Source organism: Streptomyces sp. NPDC001315, from assembly GCF_042896175.1.
Lineage (GTDB): Bacteria > Actinomycetota > Actinomycetes > Streptomycetales > Streptomycetaceae > Streptomyces.
The window spans coordinates 170,446-189,217 of record NZ_JBIAWZ010000004.1; the positions used below are offsets into that span (position 1 = coordinate 170,446).

Consider the following 18,772-nt stretch of genomic DNA (forward strand, 5'->3'; position numbering starts at 1 on the left):
GGGTACTCCGGGAGCGGTGGGCGGTGCAGCCGGATGGACAGGGTCGTTTCTCAACCAAGCGGTTCCACTTGCCCGTTCTGCCCGGCGAGGTCGGCCGGAGTGAGCGGATTCATAGCGGTGACGTCCCTGGGGGCGATCGAGAAGCCCTGCCAGTGGACCGGCATGGGCTGCTGGTCCTCGTCGCGCGCGATGTGGTGGAAGCCCACGTTCATCCAGACCACGGGGTGGGTGAGGGTCTGCCCGTTCACCCAGGTGTCGACGGACTTGCCGTGTCCGGCACCGCAGTTGAGCGGGTTGTTGCTGGCGTACTGCTCGCACTTGTCGTACTCGGTGAAGTACACGTCGTGCTTGGTGAACGGGCGGCCCAGGTACTTGGAGGTGGGGCCCGGGACGATCTCGTACGAACGCGCGTGCCCGTCCTTGTTCTTGCCGGTCGCGCTGACCATGCGCCACCAGCGCATGTTCTTGGCGTCGCCCGCGAGTTCCTTGGTGACCGTGGTGCGGGTGGTCTTGTTGGTCGGGCCCTGCTGGCCGGCCGCGGGCGGGCTGACGACCGAGTCGTACTGCTCGACGCGGCCCTTGGAGGAGCCGTCGAGGCCGAAGTCGAGCCGCCAGAACACGTTGTGGCTGTGGCTGGTGGCGTAGGACCTGGCGCCCTTGCCTATCGGCCAGCCGCGGCCGTCGCCGGCGTCGTAGTCGTACGGCGAGAGGCTGCCGGTCGCGCCCACGTTCATGTTGATCGTGCCGTCGTCCTGGAAGCGCCACTCGGTCATGTACTCGTACCAGCCGACCTTGTTGACCGTGTAGACGAGCAGGTCCTTGCCCTGGGCCTGGTAGACCTTGTTGCCGGTGTCGGCCTGCATGCGGTAGGCGTGGCCGCGGGAACGGGTCGTGGTGCACAGGCCCTTGACGTAGGGGTGGGCGGGGTCCATGCCGCCGGGGACCTTGACCACCCGGATGGTGCCGCCCGGGCACTCGCCCGGGTCCAGGTTCACCAGGCCGGAGCCGAAGTCGTAGTCCGTGACGTCGTTGAACTCGTTCTTGCCGTCGTCGTAGGGCACATGGATCTGGGCGAGCCTGGCGCTGTTGAGGACCTTGATCGGAGCGGCCTCGCCGGGCGGCTGGTAGGAGACGTCCTCCAGGACGAGTCCGGACTTGCTCTCGAAGCGCCAGCACATGCGCCAGGTCGTGCCGCTCGCGAGCTTCTGCTCGATGCGGTACGTGGTGCTGCACTGCGCCGCCGCGGCCGCCGCCTTCGGCTGGGCGGCTGCCGGTCCCGCGGCGGTCGTCACGCCGGCGGCCAGCGCCGCCAGGGACAGCCCCACCGCCGCCTTCCGGGCACGACCGATTCTGTTCACACGCATGAAGAAGTGACTCCCTTACAGGAGGAACAAAGAAAGAGTTGGAGAAGCGAACGGAGGGCGGCTCAGCGGGCGAGCTTGCCGACCTTGCGGGCGCTGAGGTCGATCACGAGCGACCTGGCGTCGATCCACGGCCCGTTCTTGACCTTCGGGAACAGCCGCACGCAGCGGTGTTCGCCGCACTTGTCGAGTACGGCCGGCTGGGCGCCCGGAGTCGCCCGGTACACCATGGCGGTGATCAGCAGCTGGTCCGGCGAGGTCAGCTCCTCGCCGGTGGCGTCCTTGTAGTCCGCCTTCAGGCCCGCGCCCGCCGGATCGGCGATCAGCAGCCGGGCGGCCTCGGTCTGCTCGTCACGGCTCAGCGGCGGCTGGACGCCGTGCTGGGAGCTGGTCTGCTCGACCTTCCCGGTGGCGAGGTTCACGGTCCTGGTGACGAGCGTGTCGTCCCGATAGTCGTAGAACGTGACGTCCGCGCGGCGTGGCGCGGTCGGGTCGTCCAGCTCCGCGGTCTCCGGCTCGGCGAGGTCGACGCCGACGCGCTGCGGGCCACGTCCGCCCTCCACGTTCTCCCCGCTGGTGAGCAGCTGCCGGTTCAGCGCGATCTTCTGGACGCGCTCGATCTCGTCGTCGGTCAGCGGGTCGCGACCCGTGCCCTTCTCGCCCTCGGCCGGTGCCTGCTCGACGACACCCGGCGCGACCGCGGCGCCGCCCTGGTCCTGGGTCGCCTCCCGGGCCGACTGCCCGCCCTTGCCTCCTCCCGTTTCATCGGCCCCTGCCGTGCCCGGCAGGGTGATCCCGACCATGACGGCGGTCCCCGCCACCGCCATCGCCGCACCGGCCACCACCTTTCCCAGATGGCGGTGCACTATTTCGCGCACATCTTCCCCCTACTCCCCCTACATCCCCGGGAGTATGTGTTTGCCCCACGGGTACGCCCTTACCTGGCATACCCGCGTCTGCACTGGTCGCTCGGTAAGAGGGACGTAAGTCATAGGTGGTTCCATCACTTTCGGGGACACTCGGTGCCAAGGCGCCCCCCGCGCGGTCGTTCACCTGGAAGAGTCGTGTCCATGCAGGTCTGGCCTGGAGAGGCATACCCACTCGGTGCCACCTACGACGGCGCCGGTACCAACTTCGCGGTCTTCACGGAGGCCGCGGACCGAGTCGAGTTGTGTCTGCTGCACGACGACGGCTCGGAGACGGCGGTCGAACTGCGCGAGAGCGACGCGTTCGTGCGGCACGCGTACGTGCCGGGCGTCATGCCCGGCCAGCGGTACGGCTTCCGGGCGCACGGCCCGTACGCCCCCGAGCGCGGGCTGCGCTGCAACTCCGCGAAGCTGCTGCTCGACCCGTACGCGAAGGCGATCAGCGGCTCGGTCCGCTGGGGCGAGGAGGTGTACGGCTACCACTTCGGCAACCCGGACAAGCGCAACGACCTGGACTCGGCGCCGCACACCATGACGTCGGTCGTGGTCAACCCCTACTTCGACTGGGGTGACGACCGGCGGCCGCGCACCGAGTACCACCGCACGGTGATCTACGAGGCCCATGTCAAGGGCCTCACGATGCGCCACCCGGACCTGCCCGAGGAGCTGCGCGGCACCTACGCGGCGCTCGCTCACCCGGCGATCATCGAGCACCTGACGTCGCTCGGGGTCACCGCGCTGGAGCTGATGCCGGTGCACCAGTTCGTGAACGACCACCGTCTGGTGGACATGGGCCTGAACAACTACTGGGGCTACAACACGGTCGGCTTCTTCGCCCCGCACAACGCGTACGCCTCCTGGGGCGACCGCGGTCAGCAGGTCCTGGAGTTCAAGTCGGCGGTGCGGGCGCTGCACGAGGCCGGCATCGAGGTGATCCTCGACGTGGTCTACAACCACACCGCCGAGGGCAACCACCTGGGCCCCACGCTGTCCTTCCGGGGGCTCGACAACCCGTCGTACTACCGCCTGGCGGACGACCCGCGCTACTACACGGACACCACCGGGACCGGGAACTCGCTGCTCATGCGATCCCCGCACGTGCTCCAGCTGATCATGGACTCGCTGCGCTACTGGGTCACCGAGATGCACGTCGACGGGTTCCGCTTCGACCTGGCGGCGACGCTGGCGAGGCAGTTCCACGAGGTCGACCGGCTGTCGTCGTTCTTCGACCTGGTGCAGCAGGACCCGGTGGTCTCCCAGGTGAAGCTGATCGCCGAGCCGTGGGACGTCGGCGAGGGCGGCTACCAGGTGGGCAACTTCCCGCCGCTGTGGACCGAGTGGAACGGCAAGTACCGCGACACGGTGCGGGACCTGTGGCGCGGCGAGCCGCGGGCGGTGGCGGAGTTCGCGTCCCGGCTGACGGGGTCGTCCGACCTGTACCAGGACGACGGGCGACGCCCCCTGGCCTCCATCAACTTCGTGACCTGCCACGACGGGTTCACGCTGCACGACCTGGTGTCGTACGACACCAAGCACAACCACGCCAACGGCGAGGACAACCGGGACGGCGAGAGCCACAACCGGTCCTGGAACTGCGGCGTGGAGGGCGAAACGGACGACCCGGCCGTCCTGGAGCTGCGGGCCCGCCAGATGCGGAACTTCGTGGCCACGCTGATGCTCTCCCAGGGCGTGCCGATGATCAGCCACGGCGACGAGGTCGCGCGCACGCAGCAGGGCAACAACAACGCCTACTGTCAGGACAGCGAACTGGCCTGGGTGAAGTGGCCCGACCCCGACGGCAGCGGCGGCGAGCTGCTGGACTTCACCCGGGCCGTCGTGCTGCTGCGCAAGGACCATCCGGTCTTCCGCAGGCGGCGCTTCTTCCACGGCCGGCCCGTGGAGGGCACCCACGACGAGCTGTCGGACATCGCCTGGTTCACTCCGGAGGGCAAGGAGATGGTCCAGCGGGACTGGGACTCGGCGCAGGCGTCGGCGCTGACGGTGTTCCTCAACGGCAACGCGATCTCGGAGCCCGGCCCGCGCGGGGAGCGCATCGGCGACGACTCCTTCCTGCTGATGTTCAACGCCTCGCCGAAGCAGCTGGAGTTCGTGGTGCCGGTCGACCACGGACGGCAGTGGCAGGTGGTGGTGGACACGGCGCTCCCGGAGGGCGTGCCGACGGGGACGAGCGCCAAGGTGCAGGCCGGGGACCGGCTGACCCTGGTGGACCGCAGCCTGACGGTGCTGCGGCGGCCCACCTAGGCGGACGCGGGACCGGCGGCGTACGGGCGGAGGTGGGTCCGGCGATGACACGAAGGGCGGCGGGGCGGGTACGTAGGTTTCCATGACACCTGAGCGACCTGACCCGGTGGTGCCCACGGCCACCTACCGGCTGCAGTTGCAGCCCGAGTTCCCGTTCGGGGCCGCGGCGGCGGCCGTGCCGTACCTGGCCACGCTCGGCGTCTCGCATGTGCACCTGTCCCCCGTCCTCGAGGCGGTACCCGGATCGGCGCACGGCTATGACGTCGTGGACCACGCGCGCGTACGTGACGAACTGGGCGGCGAGGAGGGGCTGCGCGCGCTGTCGCGCACCGCGCGGGAGCACGGTCTCGGCCTGGTGGTGGACATCGTGCCGAACCACATGGCCATGGCCCCGCGGCACAACCACGCGCTGTGGGAGGTGCTGCGGGAGGGCCCGAAGTCGCCGTACGCGCGGTGGTTCGACATCGACTGGGAGGCGCAGGGCGGGCAGATGCTGCTGCCGGTGCTGGGGCACCCGCTCGGCACGGAGATCGAACACCTGGAGGTCGACGGCGAGGTCCTGCGCTACCACGACCATGTCCTGCCGCTGCGCGAGGGCACCGGGGAACTGCCGCTGCCGCAGCTCCTGGACGCCCAGTGGTACCGCCCGGTGTGGTGGCGGCTGGCCCGTACCGAGCTCAACTACCGGCGTTTCTTCAGCATTTCCGAGCTCATCGGGGTGCGGGTGGAGGACCCGGAGGTGTTCGAGGCCACCCATGCCAAGATTCTCCAGTTGCTCCACGAGGGCGTGATCGAGGGCCTGCGCGTCGACCATCCCGACGGGCTCGCCGATCCGGACGGCTATCTGCGGCGGCTGCACGAGGCGACGGGGGGCCGCTGGACGGTCGTGGAGAAGATCCTGGCGGACGGGGAGCACCTGCCGGCCTCCTGGCCCGTCGCGGGAACCACCGGCTACGACGCGCTCAGGCACATCGACGGTCTCTTCACGGATGCGGCGGGTGCCGGGGAACTCCTCGGCCGGTACCGGCGGTTCGCGGTCCCGCAGACGGACCGGGGCGGGGACTGGGCGGCGACGGTGCGGCGAGCGGCGTACGGGGTGCTCTCGCACGAGCTGGCCACCGAGGTCGACCGGCTGACCCGGGTGGCGGGCCGGCTGTGCACGACGTCACCGGATCCCGCGCTGCGCGACCACGCGCCGTGGGCGCTGCGTACGGCGCTGCAGGAGCTGCTCGTACGTCTGGAGGTCTACCGGCCGTACACCTCGGGTGACGCGGCCGCCGTCGTCACCGAGGAGGCCGCGGCAGAGGCCCGGCTCGCCTTCGTCGTGCCCGAGGAGGCCGGTGCGGTCGACGTCGTACGGGGTCTCGTGCTCGGGCGTCACGGTGACGGGCCCGGGCATGTGGAGTTCCGTGCGCGGTTCGCGCAGACGGCGTCCGCGCTGCGCGCCAAGTCCGTGGAGGACACCGCGTTCTACCGCTATGTACCGCTCCTGTCGGCGACCGAGGTCGGTGGCAACCCGGGGAACCCGGCCGTTTCCCCGGCGGACTTCCACGCCTACTGCGCGCGCGTGCAGCACGACTGGCCGGGCACGGGGACCGCCGTGTCGACCCACGACACCAAGCGCAGCGCCGACGTCCGAGCGGCCCTCGCCGTGCTGACCGAGTGCCCCGAGCGGTGGGCCGACGTCCTGGCCGAGGTGAGCCGGGACGGCGACGGCGTGCCCGACGCCCAACTGGCGTGGGCGGCCTGGCAGACGGTGTTCGGGCTCGGGCCCGCGTCCGGGGAACGCGTTCAGGGGGCTCTGCTCAAGCACGTGCGTGAGGCCGGCCTGTACACGAGCTGGACGGAGCAGGAGCCCCCGTACGAGGCGGCCGTGGCGCAGTTCGTCGCGGCGGGCCCGTGCGGAGCGCCGGGCGAGCGGGTGGCCGCCTTCCGGAACACGCTGGAGCCGCACATCCGCGCGAACATGCTGGGTACGGCCCTGGTCCAGCTGACGATGCCCGGCGTCCCCGACCTGTACCAGGGCACGGAGGCCGCATACCGGGCGCTGGTGGACCCGGACAACCGGCGGCCGGTGCGGTTCCCGCCCGAGGACCCCGGCGCGAAGGACACGGTGACCAGGGCCGCGCTGCGGCTGCGCGGGCGACGGCCCGAGGCCTTCGGCGCCGCGGCGACGTACGCGCCGCTGCCCGCGCAGGGCCCGACGGCGGCTCACTGTCTGGCGTTCGTACGCTCCGCAACGGTGGTCACGGCGGTGACACGCCTGTCCCTGCGCCTGACGGAGTCGGGCGGCTGGCAGGACACGCGTCTGCCGCTGCCTCCGGGGCGGTGGGCCGATGTGCTGGCTCCGGGCCGTGCGTTCGAGGGGCACGCGCGCGTGGCGGAACTTTTCGAGCGGCTGCCGGTGGCACTGCTGGAACGGGTCGGCCCGGACGGACCGTCCGGCAGCTCCGCCGGCGAAACGCGGCACGCCGGCACCTCTAGCGAAGCGTGACCGGCAAGGCCGGCGGCGAGCGGTGGAAGCGGCCCTCCGGAGCGGCCCGCGCCCCGGGCGCACGGCGCAGGCCCGGCAGGGTCGTCAGCAGGGCGCGCAGGCCGCGCTCGGCCGTGAGCCCGGCCAGCAGGGCGCCCGAGCAGCCGTGCGGCTGGGAGCCGTAGGCGAGTGGAGCGGGGTCGGGACGGAAGGCGTCGTAGCGGTCGGGGTCGGCGAATCGGGCGCGGTCGCGGCCCGCGGCGCCCAGCAGACACGCCACGGTGGCGCCCGCGGGAACCGCGCCGAAGGGCACGGTGGCCCAGCGCAGCACCACGTGCACCGGCGGGTCGCGGCGCAGGGACTCCGCCCAGGCGCCGGCCGCCAGCTCCGGACGGGCCCGGATCACGTCCAACTGGCGGGGATGGTCCAGGAGATTGCCGAGGAACGACGCCAGCGCCCGCGCGGTCGTGCCGCCCGCCGCGCCGAGCAGCGTTCCGGCGATGTGTGTCACGGCCTCGTCGGGCAGCGGGTGGCCGCCGTCGCCCGCCGTGCACAGGGCGGACAGCAGGTCGCTGCCCGGATGTGCCCGGCGGCGGGCCACGAGCGGGCGCAGGAAGGCGTCGAGTTCGGGATGCCGGCCCCGGTGGTCCAGGCCCGCACGGCACCAGCGGTGCACCCGCGTGGTCTCCTCGTACGGGATGCCCAGCGCGGCCAGCGCCGTGGCGGTGGGCAGCCAGTCGCAGAACTCGGTGACCAGGTCGGCCGTCTCCCGCCCGGCCAGTCGACGGGCGAGGACGAAGGCACCGCGGTCGACGGCCGCCGTCAGGGCGGACAGCGCGGGACCCCGCAGCACCGAGGCGAGGGCCTCGCGGTGGTCCGGGGTCCGGCCGTCGGCCGGCGACGGCACGGGGGCCAGTCGCGGGTCCGTGAGTGCGGCGCGGACGTCGTCGTGGCGGCTGACGAGCCAGGCGCCGAACGGCTCGTCGTAGAGGAGCGGGAAGTGCTCGCGCAGCGTGCGGTAGAGCGGGTACGGGTCCGCCGCGGCCGTCCGGAGGTCGCGCAGACTCGGCGGTCTGCGGGGCGTGCCGGGCGGAGCTCCCGCGGTCTGCGTGCTGGACACGCCGGTAAGGCACTGCACCGCCGGGCTCCCACATGCTCGATTCGTGCTTCACGCGCGCGTGACCGCTCCCGGCCGGCCGTCGCGCCTGGTCCGCCGCGCACCGTAGGGACGCGCATCCGGACTCCGCGCCGTACGTCCGGGTGGATGTCCCCAGCCGACCACCGCGCGGCCCTCGGCGCCTGTCCTGTACTGCCGTACGGGTGACACGGGAGGTGCTGTCCCGGCGGGTCGGGTGGGCACCGGACCGTACGGGCTCGTCGTGCGTGACTCCATGCCGCACCGGCTCCGGACGGGCGAGTCCTTGCCGGCGCTCTTGGTCCCGCCTGTCGGCGGTGAATGCCCCTGGGCGCCCCCTGGCGCCTCCCCCACCGAGTCCTTGACAGTTCACAGAGTCCATGGGGTACTGCGGGTGCGAAGCAAGGCGGACAAGTCGGGGGTGAGTCTCCTGCCGGAGCTGCGCTACCCCAGTGTTCCCGAATTGGTCGCGTCCGCCGGAGCGTTGGCCGCTCACCGGCCTGGCCTGTGCAGACTGCGGCAGGTGGGCGTCTCGCGGGGCGGCCGGCCGCTGCACCTGCTGTCCGTGGGCCATGCCCGACGCGCCGTGCTCGTCGTCGCCGGCGCCCACGCGAACGAGCCGACCGGCGGCTCCACACTCCTCGCACTCGCCGAACGGGTCCTGCACGAGCGGGAGTTACGGGCCGACACCTCCTGGCACTTCCTGCTGTGCGCGGACCCGGACGGAGCGAGCCTGCATGTGACTCCGGCGCCGCGCAGCCTGTTCGACTACCACCTCGGCTTCTTCCGGCCCGCGGGACCGGAGCAGCCGGAGTGGTCACCGTCGGTGCTGCCGCCCGACCGGCTGCCGCCCGAGACGCGCGCCCTGACCGGGGTCATAGACGAGCTGCGGCCCTACCTCCAGGTGACCCTGCACGGCACCGATCTGGGCGGCAGCTGGGTGCAGTTGACGAAGGACATCCCCGGCCTGGCGGAACCGTTCGCCAAGTCCGCGGCGGAGCTGCACATCCCGGTGGAGACGGGCGCCTCCGACGCCGCCGGCTGGCCGGCGAGCGGTCCCGGGGTGCACGTGATGCCCGCGCCCGGCGCGGACGCGGCGTACCCGAGCATGCCGGACGACGCACGGCACAGCACCTGGTACCACGCCCACCGGTACGGCGGTCTGACCGCGGTCGTCGAGGTGCCGATGTGGGCGAGCGACCTGGTCGACGACCGCGCCCCGCACCCCGCTCCCGCCGCCGCGATACGGCGCCTCGCGCACCGGCTGCGGCGGGACGCCCTGGACGTGGAGCGGGTGCTCGCCGAGGCCCTGCCGCGCCTGGAGGGCGTCGACGGCCCCCTGCTGCGGGCCGCCAGGTGGGTGCTGGAGCTGGTGCCGGGGCTGGCCGAGGACTGGATCCACACGCCGCCGGCCGACACCACGATGGCGTACGTCGGCAGCGTCGACGCGTTCGCCCGCCGGCTGCCGCTGCGGGCGGCGGCGATGCTGCTGCGGGTCCTTCAGGAGAGCGACGACCGTGCGGCGCCGCGTCTCGAACGGCTCGTGGCGACCTGGAGCGACGCCTTCGCGGAACGCTTCCGGGCCCGCTGGGTGCCCCTGGAGCACCAGGTCGAACACCAGTCCCGTACCGTCGTCGCGGCCGCGCTCTACGCGCGCGACCGGGCGGCGTAATGGGCCGGGCGCTGCCCCTTGCCTCCCCCGCCCACCCGGCCTTGTCGCTCGTCCAGCGCGAACACCGCCCCGGTCCACGCCTCCATCACGCACGCGTTGGCGTACGTCTTCTCGAACTCGACGGACCGTCCGCCCCACTCCCCGCGCGCGCGGGCGGTCACCGGCGCGTACACCATCGTGCAGAAGACGTCCTTCTTGAGCGCGATGGCGCCGATGTCGCCGTTCACCGCGGCGAGCTGGGCGCAGGCCTCGGCTGCGCGCGCGTGTCCCTGGGGCGGATCGCACCGCAGCAGGGTGCCGGGCGTGTCACCGGACCGGGTGTCGCCCCGGGTGACGGTGAGGGAGAGCCAGTCGCCCTGCGACGGGTCCTGGGCGGTCGCCGGGGTCGCGCCGGTCAGGAGCAGGGCGGCTGTCGCCAGGCCGCCGAACGCCTTCTTCGCTCTTGAGGTGCACGTCTTATGCGCCTTATGCGTCGAGTGTGCCGTATGCGTCGTGTACGTCATTCAAGAGGCATCGGCACGGCGGTCTCCGAGGACCACCCTCGCTCACCCGAACGGGTCTCCTCTCGGGCGTGCGCCGCGGCGAGTTCGAACGTGGCGAGCACCACCCGCGACTGGTACTCCACCTGACGCGCGACGGGGATCCAGCGTGCCCCGCAGTCGTGGTAGTCGGCGCACCACTCGTCGATGAGCCGGTCCAGATCCGGCAGCACGCCGGCCGGGTCGCGGCCGGCGCCCCGCACGAGCTGGTGCAGCAGCCCTGCCGTCCGCAGGGCGAGCCGTCGTCCGGATATGCCCAGGGCGGCGAGGTGGGCGGTGTGCAGGGGCGGCAGCGGGCGCCCGGGATCACGGGTGTCGGGGTCCCACGCGTCGGCAAGGCCGGGGCAGACGAGTAAATAGTCGTCGACCGGTGCGAGCAGGCGCGCCGCGTCCGGCGAGCCGGCGAGGTGGGGCCGGATCCGCGCGAGGATCAGCTCCAGGAGCCGGGTGTCGTGGCGCAGGGTGGCGCTCACCGTGCGCAGTGCCTCGTCCGGGTCGGCCGGCGGGGAGCCGTCCTCCACGGCGGCCACGCCCCACATGGGTGCCTCGATGACGGCGGTGACCGTGCCGTGCCGCTGTGGATGGAACCAGGTGGACTCGACGGCGGCCTCGGTGATGGCCGCGGCCCGGTCACCCCGGCGTGGGGGCGGGATCCGGTAGACGGCGGGTCCCAGGCTGGGCCAGTACAGGGTGTCGTAGGGCCCGAGTTCGCGCGGGATGCCGAGCCGGGCCGCGGTGTGCGCGAGGCGCCGGGCGAGGCCCGGCAGGTCGCGGGTCAGCTCGACGAAGCCGCCTCCGACGTCGACGCCGTGCAGGGAGCACTGGAAGAAAGGTTTCAGTTCATCCTGGAGGCGGAGCAGGGCACGCGTCTCCGGGAGCGTGGCGGCGGCCGCGCCGTCGGGCAGCCACTCGGGCTGTTCGAGGAAGCCGGGACGGAAGAAGTTCCGGAAGTAGTGGCCGAGGGTGTACGGGCCGGGCAGCCAGCCCTCGTTGCGGCGCAGGCCGTCGGGATCGAGGCACAGCAGCAGGTTCCAGGTGGCGTCGGCGCCGTCGGTGAGCCGGGGGTCGGCCAGGACGCGTTCGGCCAGGCGCAGGGCGGTGGCGCCGCCCACCGGCTCGTTCGCGTGCGGTCCGGCGACCACCAGGGCCTGACGGGTGCCGTGTCCGACGGACAGCAGCCACAGGGGCGTTCCCGCGCGTGATGTCCCGATCCGGCGCAGCCGGGCGTCCCGGGGGCGTCGGGCGACGAGTGCCGCCGCCCGGGTGCCCAGTTCGTCCACGGTCGGGTAGCGGAGGAGTGGCGGCAGGGCACACCTCCACAAGTGGTGCCGTCGGTTCACCTGGTGTCCATGGTGTACGCACAGTCAGTCACGGCGCGACGGGTACGTCAACACCGCCGTACGCGAGGGAATTCGGCGCCGCACGGGCGCATGGGGGTCCGGTTCAGTCCGCCGCGAGGCGGAAGGCGATGCTTCCGAAGCCGATCTGGTCGCCCTCGCGGACGACGGCCGCGCCGATGACCCGGCGACCGTTCACCGTCGTGCCGTTGGTCGAGCCGAGATCGCGCAGGACCCACATGCCGCCCTGGCGGCTGAGTTCGGCGTGCACACGCGAGACCGTCTCGTGGGTGAGCCGCAGCCCGTTGGCGGGGTCCCGGCCGATGCGCAGGGCATGGCCGGCGCCCGGGTGCGGCAGCAGCAGCTTGGGCAGCTTCTCGGCCTGCCAGGCCCGGCGCAGCCGTACGGTGAAGCCCGAGACCGCCTCGACGGTGCCGAACACCACGCGCGCGAAGCGGCCCTCCGTGCGCAGGTCGGCGGTGAGCACGGCCAGTTCGTCGGACCGGCGGGCGGCCAGCGCCAGCTCCATGCGCCGGATGAACGTGTCGTGGGACAGACGGCCCATGGCGACGCCGTCACGCAGCACCTTCAGCGCCCGGTCGCGCTCCGCGTCGGACAGCCGCGCGGGGTACGTGTGGAACTCGAAAGACGACGTCACGCTCGTGATTGTCGGTCAGTGAACCTCGGGTGTCCAGAAAACACAGAAACGGCCGTCACGCGCGCGTACCTCACGACACCGGCCACAAAAGGGCGCTTTCAAAGGCGGATTGATCGCGTTTGACGCACCATGGACGGGCTACATCACGGTGAGCAGACGAAGGGGAACCGTCCGTGCAGTTCGAGGTGTGGGCACCGCAGGCCGACCGGGTGACGCTTCATTGCGACGGCGTCACGCGCGCGTTGGCGCGTGATCCGGCGCGGGACGGCTGGTGGAGCGGCGAGGCGGACGCCCGGGACGGCACGCGGTACGGGTTCGCGCTGGACGACGGCCCCGTGCTGCCCGACCCGCGTTCACGCCGGCAGCCGGACGGCCCGGACGGTCCGAGCGCGGTCGTCGACCACGGGCGGTACGCCTGGCGCACCGAGTGGGCCGGCCGTCCGCTGCCCGGGGCGGTGCTGTACGAGCTGCATGTGGGCACGTACACGCCCGAGGGCACCCTCGACGCGGCCGCCGAGCGGCTCGGCCACCTGGTCGAACTGGGGGTCACGCACATCGAGTTGATGCCGCTGTGTCCCTTCCCCGGCCGGCACGGCTGGGGGTACGAGGGGGTCTCGCTGTGGGCGGTGCACGAGCCGTACGGCGGACCCGAGGCGCTGCGGCGCTTCGTCGACCGGGCCCATGAACTCGGGCTCGGTGTGGTCCTGGACGTGGTGCACAACCATCTGGGCCCGTCGGGCAACCACCTGCCCGCGTTCGGCGCGTACTTCACCGACACCCACCACACCCCGTGGGGCGCCGCGGTCAACCTCGACGCGCCCGGCTCGGACGAGGTGCGCGCCTTCCTGCTCGGCAGCGCGCTGGCATGGCTGCGGGACTACCGGATCGACGGGCTGCGGCTGGACGCGGTGCACGCGCTGGCGGACACGCGCGCGTGCCACTTCCTCGAGGAGCTGGCGAGGGCCGTGGACACGCTCGCCGCCGAGACGGGCCGGCCGCTGTTCCTGATCGCCGAATCGGATCTGAACGATCCGCGACTGGTCACCGCGCGCGCGGAGAGCGGCCTGGGCCTGCACGCGCAGTGGAACGACGACTTCCACCACGCCCTGCACACCGCGCTGACCGGCGAGTCCCAGGGCTACTACGCGGACTTCGCGCGCGCCCCCTTCGCGGCCCTCGCCAAGACCCTCACGGGCGGTTTCTTCCACGACGGCACGTACTCGAGCTTCCGGGGCCGGCACCACGGCCGCGCCCTGGACCGCAGCCGCGTGGCCGCGCACCGGCTCGTCGGCTACAGCCAGACCCACGACCAGGTCGGCAACCGCGCCCAGGGCGACCGCCTGGCCGCCTCCCTGTCTCCCGGGCTGCTGGCCTGCGCCGCCGCACTGACGTTGACGGCTCCGTTCACGCCGATGCTGTTCATGGGCGAGGAGTGGGCCGCGGGCACGCCCTGGCAGTTCTTCACCGACCACACCGATCCGGAACTCGCGGAGGCGGTACGCCGGGGCAGGCGGCGGGAGTTCGCCGCGCACGGCTGGGCCGAGGAGGACGTACCCGACCCGCAGGATCCGGCGACCCGCGACCGCTCCTGCCTGGACTGGTCCGAGCCGGAGCGCGAGCCCCACGCGCGCGTACTGGACTGGTACCGACGCCTCGTCGCGCTGCGGCACACACAACCGGACCTCACCGATCCCGACCTCGCCGACACGAAGGTGGCCTACGACGAAGAGGCCCGCTGGCTCGCCTTCCGCCGTGGCGACGTACGCGTGGCGGTGAATCTCGGCAAGGAGCCTGCGGCGATCCCCCTGGGCACCCGCCCGGCCCGGGTACTCGCCGCGTGGGAACCCGTCGAGGGACCGGACACGGACGGGATACTGCTGGTGCCCGGTGCGTCGTGCGTGGTGCTGGAACAGAGCTGAGGGGGCCTGGGGGTGGGGGCAGCCGAGCGGGCCGCGCGGAGCTCGAAGCAGGCCCAGGAGTCACAGCTCCTCCTCGTCGTCCCGTTCCTCCTCCCGGAGTTCCGTCACCCGCTCCAGCAGGATCGGCTCCCAGGCGCGGCGCAGCTGCGTCCGCAGCAGCGGCAGTGGGCTGTCGTCGCGGCCCTGGAGGCGCTCGGCGAGGCGGATGACCGTGTCGCAACGGGCGAGCCACAGGCCGCGCAGGCATGGGCGGGGGCCGTAGCCGGCGAGGGTGGCGGCACGTACGGCGGCGGGGGCTCCGACGGCGAGCGCGAGCCCGGCGATGTCCTCCGCGGGGTCGCCGAGGACCGCGTCGGTCCAGTCCAGGACACCGCGCACCCGGCCGTCGGCGCTGACCACGAGGTGCTCGCCCCTGAGGCCGTGGTGGACGAGGACGGCCGCGCCGGCCTGTGCGGCGAGCTGGGCCGCGCCGGGCGGGGTGAGCTGGTGGAGCCGGGCGGGGTCGAACTCGTCCGCCGTGCCGAGGAGTTGCGCGGCGGCCACGGCCATACGGCGCAGCGCCTCCAGGGAGCGCGGGGCGGCATGCGGGACGCCGAGGGTCTCGGCCTGGCGGGCGGGCACCTCACGCAGGCCCGTGAGCAGTCCGGCCAGGTCGGCCTCGCCGACGGCGGACACGTCGTGTTCCTCCGCAGAGCCGCCGGACACCTTCGTGTCCAGCGTGTAAGTGAGTCCGGGCGCCCACTCGCCGCGCGCCACGCTCGCCGGTACGGCCACGGGGACATAGGGCCGCACGAGGTCGCGCAGGCGCAGCTCACGGCGCCGGCGGACGGCCGCTTCCCGGTCGGTGGCGAGGCGCAGCACATGGCGGGTACCGACCCACCACGTGGAGTGCTCGCCGCCCCCGCCGACGGGCCGCACCTCGGGTCCGGCGGCACCGTTCGCACCGAGCCCGCCCCTCTCGCCCTCCTTGCCTTCCTTGATCAGGGAACGGACCAGTCGGCGGACGGTGTCCGCGGTGGGTGTCGGTGCCTGGGTCATGGGTCGCGCCGTTGCTCGGGGGTGTCGTCTCGAGGGTGGGGCTCCTGGTGGTCGGACCACGCCTTCAGTCCACTATGACCATCTCGCGGGTCGTGTCGTTGAGCCGGCGGCCGCCCTCTTCCGTCACGGCCACGATGTCCTCGATGCGCACCCCGAAGCGGCCGGGCAGATAGATGCCTGGTTCGACGGAGAAGCACATCCCGGGGACGAGGGGCTGCTGCTCGCCCTCGATCATGTAGGGCGGCTCGTGGGTGGTGACGCCGATGCCGTGGCCCGTGCGGTGGATGAAGTACGGGCCGTACCCGGCGTCCTCGATGACCTTGCGGGCGGCCCGGTCGACCTCCTGGCAGGCGACGCCGGGCCGTACGGCCCGGAAGCCCGCCTCCTGGGCCGCGCGCACGATGTCGTGGACCGCCCGCTCCTCGTCCGTCGGCTCGCCGACGTGGACCGTGCGGGAGGTGTCGGAGCCGTAGCCGTCCTTGAGGCCGCCGAAGTCGAGCACGACCATGTCGCCGCGCTCGATGACGCGGTCGCCCACTTCGTGGTGCGGGTTGGCCCCGTTCGGCCCGGAGCCGACGATGGTGAAGTCGACCACCGCGTGTCCGTGTCGACGCAGCAGTCGGCTGAGGTCCATGGCGATCTCTGATTCCCGGCGTCCGGCGAACGGAACGTTCCGGATGTCCTCGAACGTCGCGTCCGCGGCCGCGCCCGCGGCCGCCAACAGCTCCAGTTCCGCCGCGTCCTTGACGGCGCGCAGCATCGGCAGGGCGTCGGTGAGGGAGGCGTAGGAGGTGGCGGGCAGTGCCTTCTGCAGGCCGAGCAGGTGCATCGCCCAGGCGTTGTCGCTGATTCCGAAGCGGCCGGAGGTGTCGAGGAGGCCGGCGGTGACGGCGTAGGGGTCCTTGCCGTCGGTCCAGTCGCGCAGGGTCAGGGCGGGCGCGCCCGTGGCCCTGGCCGCGTCGGGGGCCTCCAGCGTGGGCACGACGAGGACGGGATCCTGGCCGGCGGCGAGGACCAGCAGGGTGAGCCGTTCGGTGGCCGCGGTCGGCGCGTAGCCGGTGAGCCAGACGAGGTCGGGCCCTGGTGCCACCAGGAGCCCGGCCAGCCCGGCGTCCGCGGCAGCGTGCGCGGCTCGGTCCATCCGGGCCCGGTAGTCGTCGGCGGTGAAGGGCGCGGCCGTACTGCCGGTCATCCGGGCCTCCCTGGGCGGGCGAAGAGGTGACTACGGGCAGCATCCTGCCCGGCCGTAGGAAGCTGCGCGAGCCGGTTGGGCGGAGCTGCGTGGCTCATCGTGGCGCGCGCCGCCGAGAGCGAACCAGTGGATTTCCCGATCAGCCCCCACTTCGACTAACGGATGAATCTTGATAAGCCATTAGTGCTAATGGTTAGATCATGGTGACCCATTAATAGCTGGACACCCAGGGAGGGCGACGACCGTGCTGGTACTCGCACACATCAGCGATCTGCATCTGGACGGCAGCACCCGAGCGACGGAGCGCGCCGAACGGGTGCGCGACCGGCTGTGGGGGCTGCCAGGACAGGTGGACGCGCTGCTGGTCACCGGGGACATCGCGGACCACGGCGCGGAGGCGGAGTACGAGGAGGCGGCCCGTATCCTCGGGCTACGGGCCACCGACACACCGTTCCCGGTGCTGACCTGCCCGGGCAACCACGACAGCCGCGCCCCGTACCGCAAGGCCCTGCTCCGGCAGCCGCCCGCCGACGGTCCGGTCAACAGCGTGCGCGTCTTCGACGGCGGCGCCGTACTGATGTGCGACTCCAGCGTCCCGGGAAACGACGAAGGGGCCCTGGACGAGGAGACGTACGCCTGGATCGAGGAGACGCTCGACGGCCTCGGCGGCCGCTTTCCGGTGCTGCTCGCCTTCCACCACCCGCCGGTGGCGCTGCACCACCCGCTGCCCGACTCCTACCGACTGGGCGAGCCCCGGGCGCTCGCCGCCCTCGTGGAGCGCAGGCCCGAGATCGCCGGGTTCCTCACCGGCCACGCGCACACGGCGGCCGCCACCTCCTTCGCCGGCCGGCCGCTGGTCGTCGGCCCCGGGGTGACGTGGACGCTGCGGCTGCCCTGGGAGGGCGAGCAGGTCGCCGACCGGGACGCGCCGGTCGGGCTCGCGTTTCACGTGCTGGACGACGAGGGGCGGCTCACCAGCCACTTCCGGGTGATCACATGACGACCCCGGGTACGGCCGTCAACTGCTGGTAGCCGCCGCTTCGGTGCCGGATCGTCAGCGTGACCTCCTTGCCCGGGCGGGCGCGGGCGACGGCTCGCGCGAGATCGGCGGCCGAGTCGACACGGGTCCTGCCGAACGCGAGGAGCACGTCACCGCGGACCAGCCCCGCCGTGTAACCCGGCCCGGGAACATGGACGCCGACGACCATCGCCCCGGCCTTCTCGGCGTCCACCGCCTCGACCCCGAGGGTCCCTCCGGAGGCGTCCCGCGACGGGAACGACGACGAGGACGACGAGGCGGCACCCGAGCGGGCCCGGGCGGACGCGGTACCGGCCGCCCCCGGCCCGTGCTGCCCCGCCCCCTGCCGCTGGAGCTCCGCGAGTCTGCTCATGCCGATCACGGTGGCCCCCACCGTCCCGAGCCCCACCCCGGACAGCACCAGCACCGTCCCGACGAACAGGCCGAACAACAGGGTCGTGAGCCGTCCGCCACGGCGTCGCGCGGCATGCGGACGCCGGGACTGAGCACCGGACCCGGCACCGCCCGAGGGCTCCCGGCCGGGCATCGGCTTGGGACGCAACGCAGTCTGTTCCATGAATCGCCTCCGGCTGGTGCTCTACCCGGAGCACCGGCCTGGGACGAGACACGAACGAGTGAGACTGCCCCGGGGTCAGGAGTGGGAAGCCATGCTGCCCGGACCCACGGAAACCTGCCCTAGCCGCAGGAAGGGCACAGCCCGCGGTAGGTGACCTCGACCTCGGACACCGTGAAGCCGAACCGTTCCACCGCCGGGAGGTCGGCCAGCGGATTGCCGGTCGGGTGGACGTCGCGGATGGTGCCGCAGTTGGAGCACACGAGGTGCTGGTGCGGATGGTGCGCGTTGGGGTCGTAGCGCTTGGCGCGGCCGTCGGTGGAAACCTCTATGACCTCACCGAGGGAGACCATCTCGCCCAGGGTGTTGTAGACGGTCGCCCGGGAGATCTCGGGCAGCCGCTGCGCCGCGCGGGCGTGCACCTCGTCGGCCGTGAGATGCACGTGGTCGCCGTCGAGGACCTCCGCAACGACACGCCGCTGGGAGGTCATCCGCCAGCCACGCCCTCGCAGTCGCTCCAGCAGGTCACTCATATCGGTTCACCTATTCGGATTCGGTGGGACACCCGAATTTTACCAGTGGACATCCGGGTTCCTATTGGATATGGGTTTGGCACGCTTCTTGACTAAGACTGTGTCCATCGTAGGATCGGATCCGGCGATAGCCAA

General features: G+C 72.4%; 15 protein-coding genes. 5 read left to right on the plus strand and 10 right to left on the minus strand.

Going from position 1 to position 18,772, the window contains the following annotated elements:
- Positions 1 to 50 precede the first annotated feature (50 nt).
- Positions 51 to 1,364: a copper amine oxidase gene (locus ACFY16_RS14260; protein WP_390647395.1), complete on the minus strand. Its 1,314-nt coding sequence runs from the start codon at positions 1,362 to 1,364 to the stop codon at positions 51 to 53.
- A 62-nt stretch (positions 1,365 to 1,426) separates the two neighbouring features.
- Positions 1,427 to 2,239, minus strand: coding sequence for a Tat pathway signal sequence domain protein (locus ACFY16_RS14265; protein ID WP_390647396.1), 813 nt, complete (start codon positions 2,237 to 2,239; stop codon positions 1,427 to 1,429).
- A gap of 192 nt (positions 2,240 to 2,431) precedes the next feature.
- Between ACFY16_RS14265 and glgX the strand changes: the two genes are divergently transcribed.
- On the plus strand, positions 2,432 to 4,549 hold the full coding sequence (gene glgX / locus ACFY16_RS14270) for a glycogen debranching protein GlgX (RefSeq protein WP_390647397.1): 2,118 nt from the start codon (positions 2,432 to 2,434) through the stop codon (positions 4,547 to 4,549).
- Between the two features lie 82 nt (positions 4,550 to 4,631).
- On the plus strand, positions 4,632 to 7,043 hold the full coding sequence (gene treY / locus ACFY16_RS14275) for a malto-oligosyltrehalose synthase (RefSeq protein ID WP_390647398.1): 2,412 nt from the start codon (positions 4,632 to 4,634) through the stop codon (positions 7,041 to 7,043).
- On the opposite strand, the gene ACFY16_RS14280 is transcribed toward treY, so the two are convergent.
- Entirely contained in the window at positions 7,030 to 8,142 is a 1,113-nt protein-coding gene (locus ACFY16_RS14280; protein WP_390647399.1) for a cytochrome P450, read from the minus strand. The two genes, treY and ACFY16_RS14280, sit on opposite strands and share 14 nt — an antisense overlap.
- A gap of 436 nt (positions 8,143 to 8,578) precedes the next feature.
- On the opposite strand from ACFY16_RS14280, the gene ACFY16_RS14285 reads away from it, so the two are divergent.
- A complete protein-coding gene (locus tag ACFY16_RS14285; protein WP_390647728.1) occupies positions 8,579 to 9,829 on the plus strand; it encodes a M14 family zinc carboxypeptidase in 1,251 nt (416 codons plus the stop codon).
- Here ACFY16_RS14285 and ACFY16_RS14290 read toward each other — a convergent pair.
- The 3 genes from ACFY16_RS14290 to ACFY16_RS14300 form a co-directional block, all read right to left on the minus strand.
- A complete protein-coding gene (locus ACFY16_RS14290; protein ID WP_390647400.1) occupies positions 9,805 to 10,332 on the minus strand; it encodes an SSI family serine proteinase inhibitor in 528 nt (175 codons plus the stop codon). The two genes, ACFY16_RS14285 and ACFY16_RS14290, sit on opposite strands and share 25 nt — an antisense overlap.
- On the minus strand, positions 10,329 to 11,690 hold the full coding sequence (locus ACFY16_RS14295; RefSeq protein WP_390647729.1) for a M14 family zinc carboxypeptidase: 1,362 nt from the start codon (positions 11,688 to 11,690) through the stop codon (positions 10,329 to 10,331). Before ACFY16_RS14295 ends, ACFY16_RS14290 begins: the two co-directional genes overlap by 4 nt.
- Positions 11,691 to 11,811: 121 nt before the next feature.
- The gene (locus ACFY16_RS14300; protein WP_390647401.1) at positions 11,812 to 12,363 is read right to left on the minus strand and encodes an FHA domain-containing protein; all 552 of its coding nucleotides are present in this window, start codon (positions 12,361 to 12,363) and stop codon (positions 11,812 to 11,814) included.
- A 173-nt stretch (positions 12,364 to 12,536) separates the two neighbouring features.
- Here ACFY16_RS14300 and treZ point away from each other — a divergent pair, with 173 nt between their 5' ends.
- Positions 12,537 to 14,282 carry a malto-oligosyltrehalose trehalohydrolase gene (gene treZ / locus ACFY16_RS14305; protein WP_390647402.1) on the plus strand — a complete coding sequence of 582 codons (1,746 nt, stop codon included), beginning with the start codon at positions 12,537 to 12,539 and terminating at the stop codon, positions 14,280 to 14,282.
- 60 nt (positions 14,283 to 14,342) lie between these two features.
- Here the strand turns inward: treZ and ACFY16_RS14310 are convergent, their stop codons facing one another.
- Together ACFY16_RS14310 and ACFY16_RS14315 are read right to left on the minus strand one after the other, a co-directional pair.
- Complete coding sequence (locus ACFY16_RS14310; protein ID WP_390647403.1) at positions 14,343 to 15,320, minus strand: aminoglycoside phosphotransferase family protein; 978 nt, start codon at positions 15,318 to 15,320, stop codon at positions 14,343 to 14,345.
- A gap of 64 nt (positions 15,321 to 15,384) precedes the next feature.
- The gene (locus tag ACFY16_RS14315) at positions 15,385 to 16,512 is read right to left on the minus strand and encodes an aminopeptidase P family protein (protein ID WP_390647404.1); all 1,128 of its coding nucleotides are present in this window, start codon (positions 16,510 to 16,512) and stop codon (positions 15,385 to 15,387) included.
- Positions 16,513 to 16,756: 244 nt separating this feature from the next.
- Between ACFY16_RS14315 and ACFY16_RS14320 the strand changes: the two genes are divergently transcribed.
- Complete coding sequence (locus tag ACFY16_RS14320; RefSeq protein WP_390647405.1) at positions 16,757 to 17,512, plus strand: metallophosphoesterase; 756 nt, start codon at positions 16,757 to 16,759, stop codon at positions 17,510 to 17,512.
- Here ACFY16_RS14320 and ACFY16_RS14325 read toward each other — a convergent pair.
- Together ACFY16_RS14325 and ACFY16_RS14330 are read right to left on the minus strand one after the other, a co-directional pair.
- Positions 17,505 to 18,107 carry a PDZ domain-containing protein gene (locus ACFY16_RS14325; protein WP_390647406.1) on the minus strand — a complete coding sequence of 201 codons (603 nt, stop codon included), beginning with the start codon at positions 18,105 to 18,107 and terminating at the stop codon, positions 17,505 to 17,507. The two genes, ACFY16_RS14320 and ACFY16_RS14325, sit on opposite strands and share 8 nt — an antisense overlap.
- A 119-nt stretch (positions 18,108 to 18,226) precedes the next feature.
- A complete protein-coding gene (locus ACFY16_RS14330) occupies positions 18,227 to 18,637 on the minus strand; it encodes a Fur family transcriptional regulator (protein WP_390647407.1) in 411 nt (136 codons plus the stop codon).
- Positions 18,638 to 18,772: the final 135 nt, after the last annotated feature.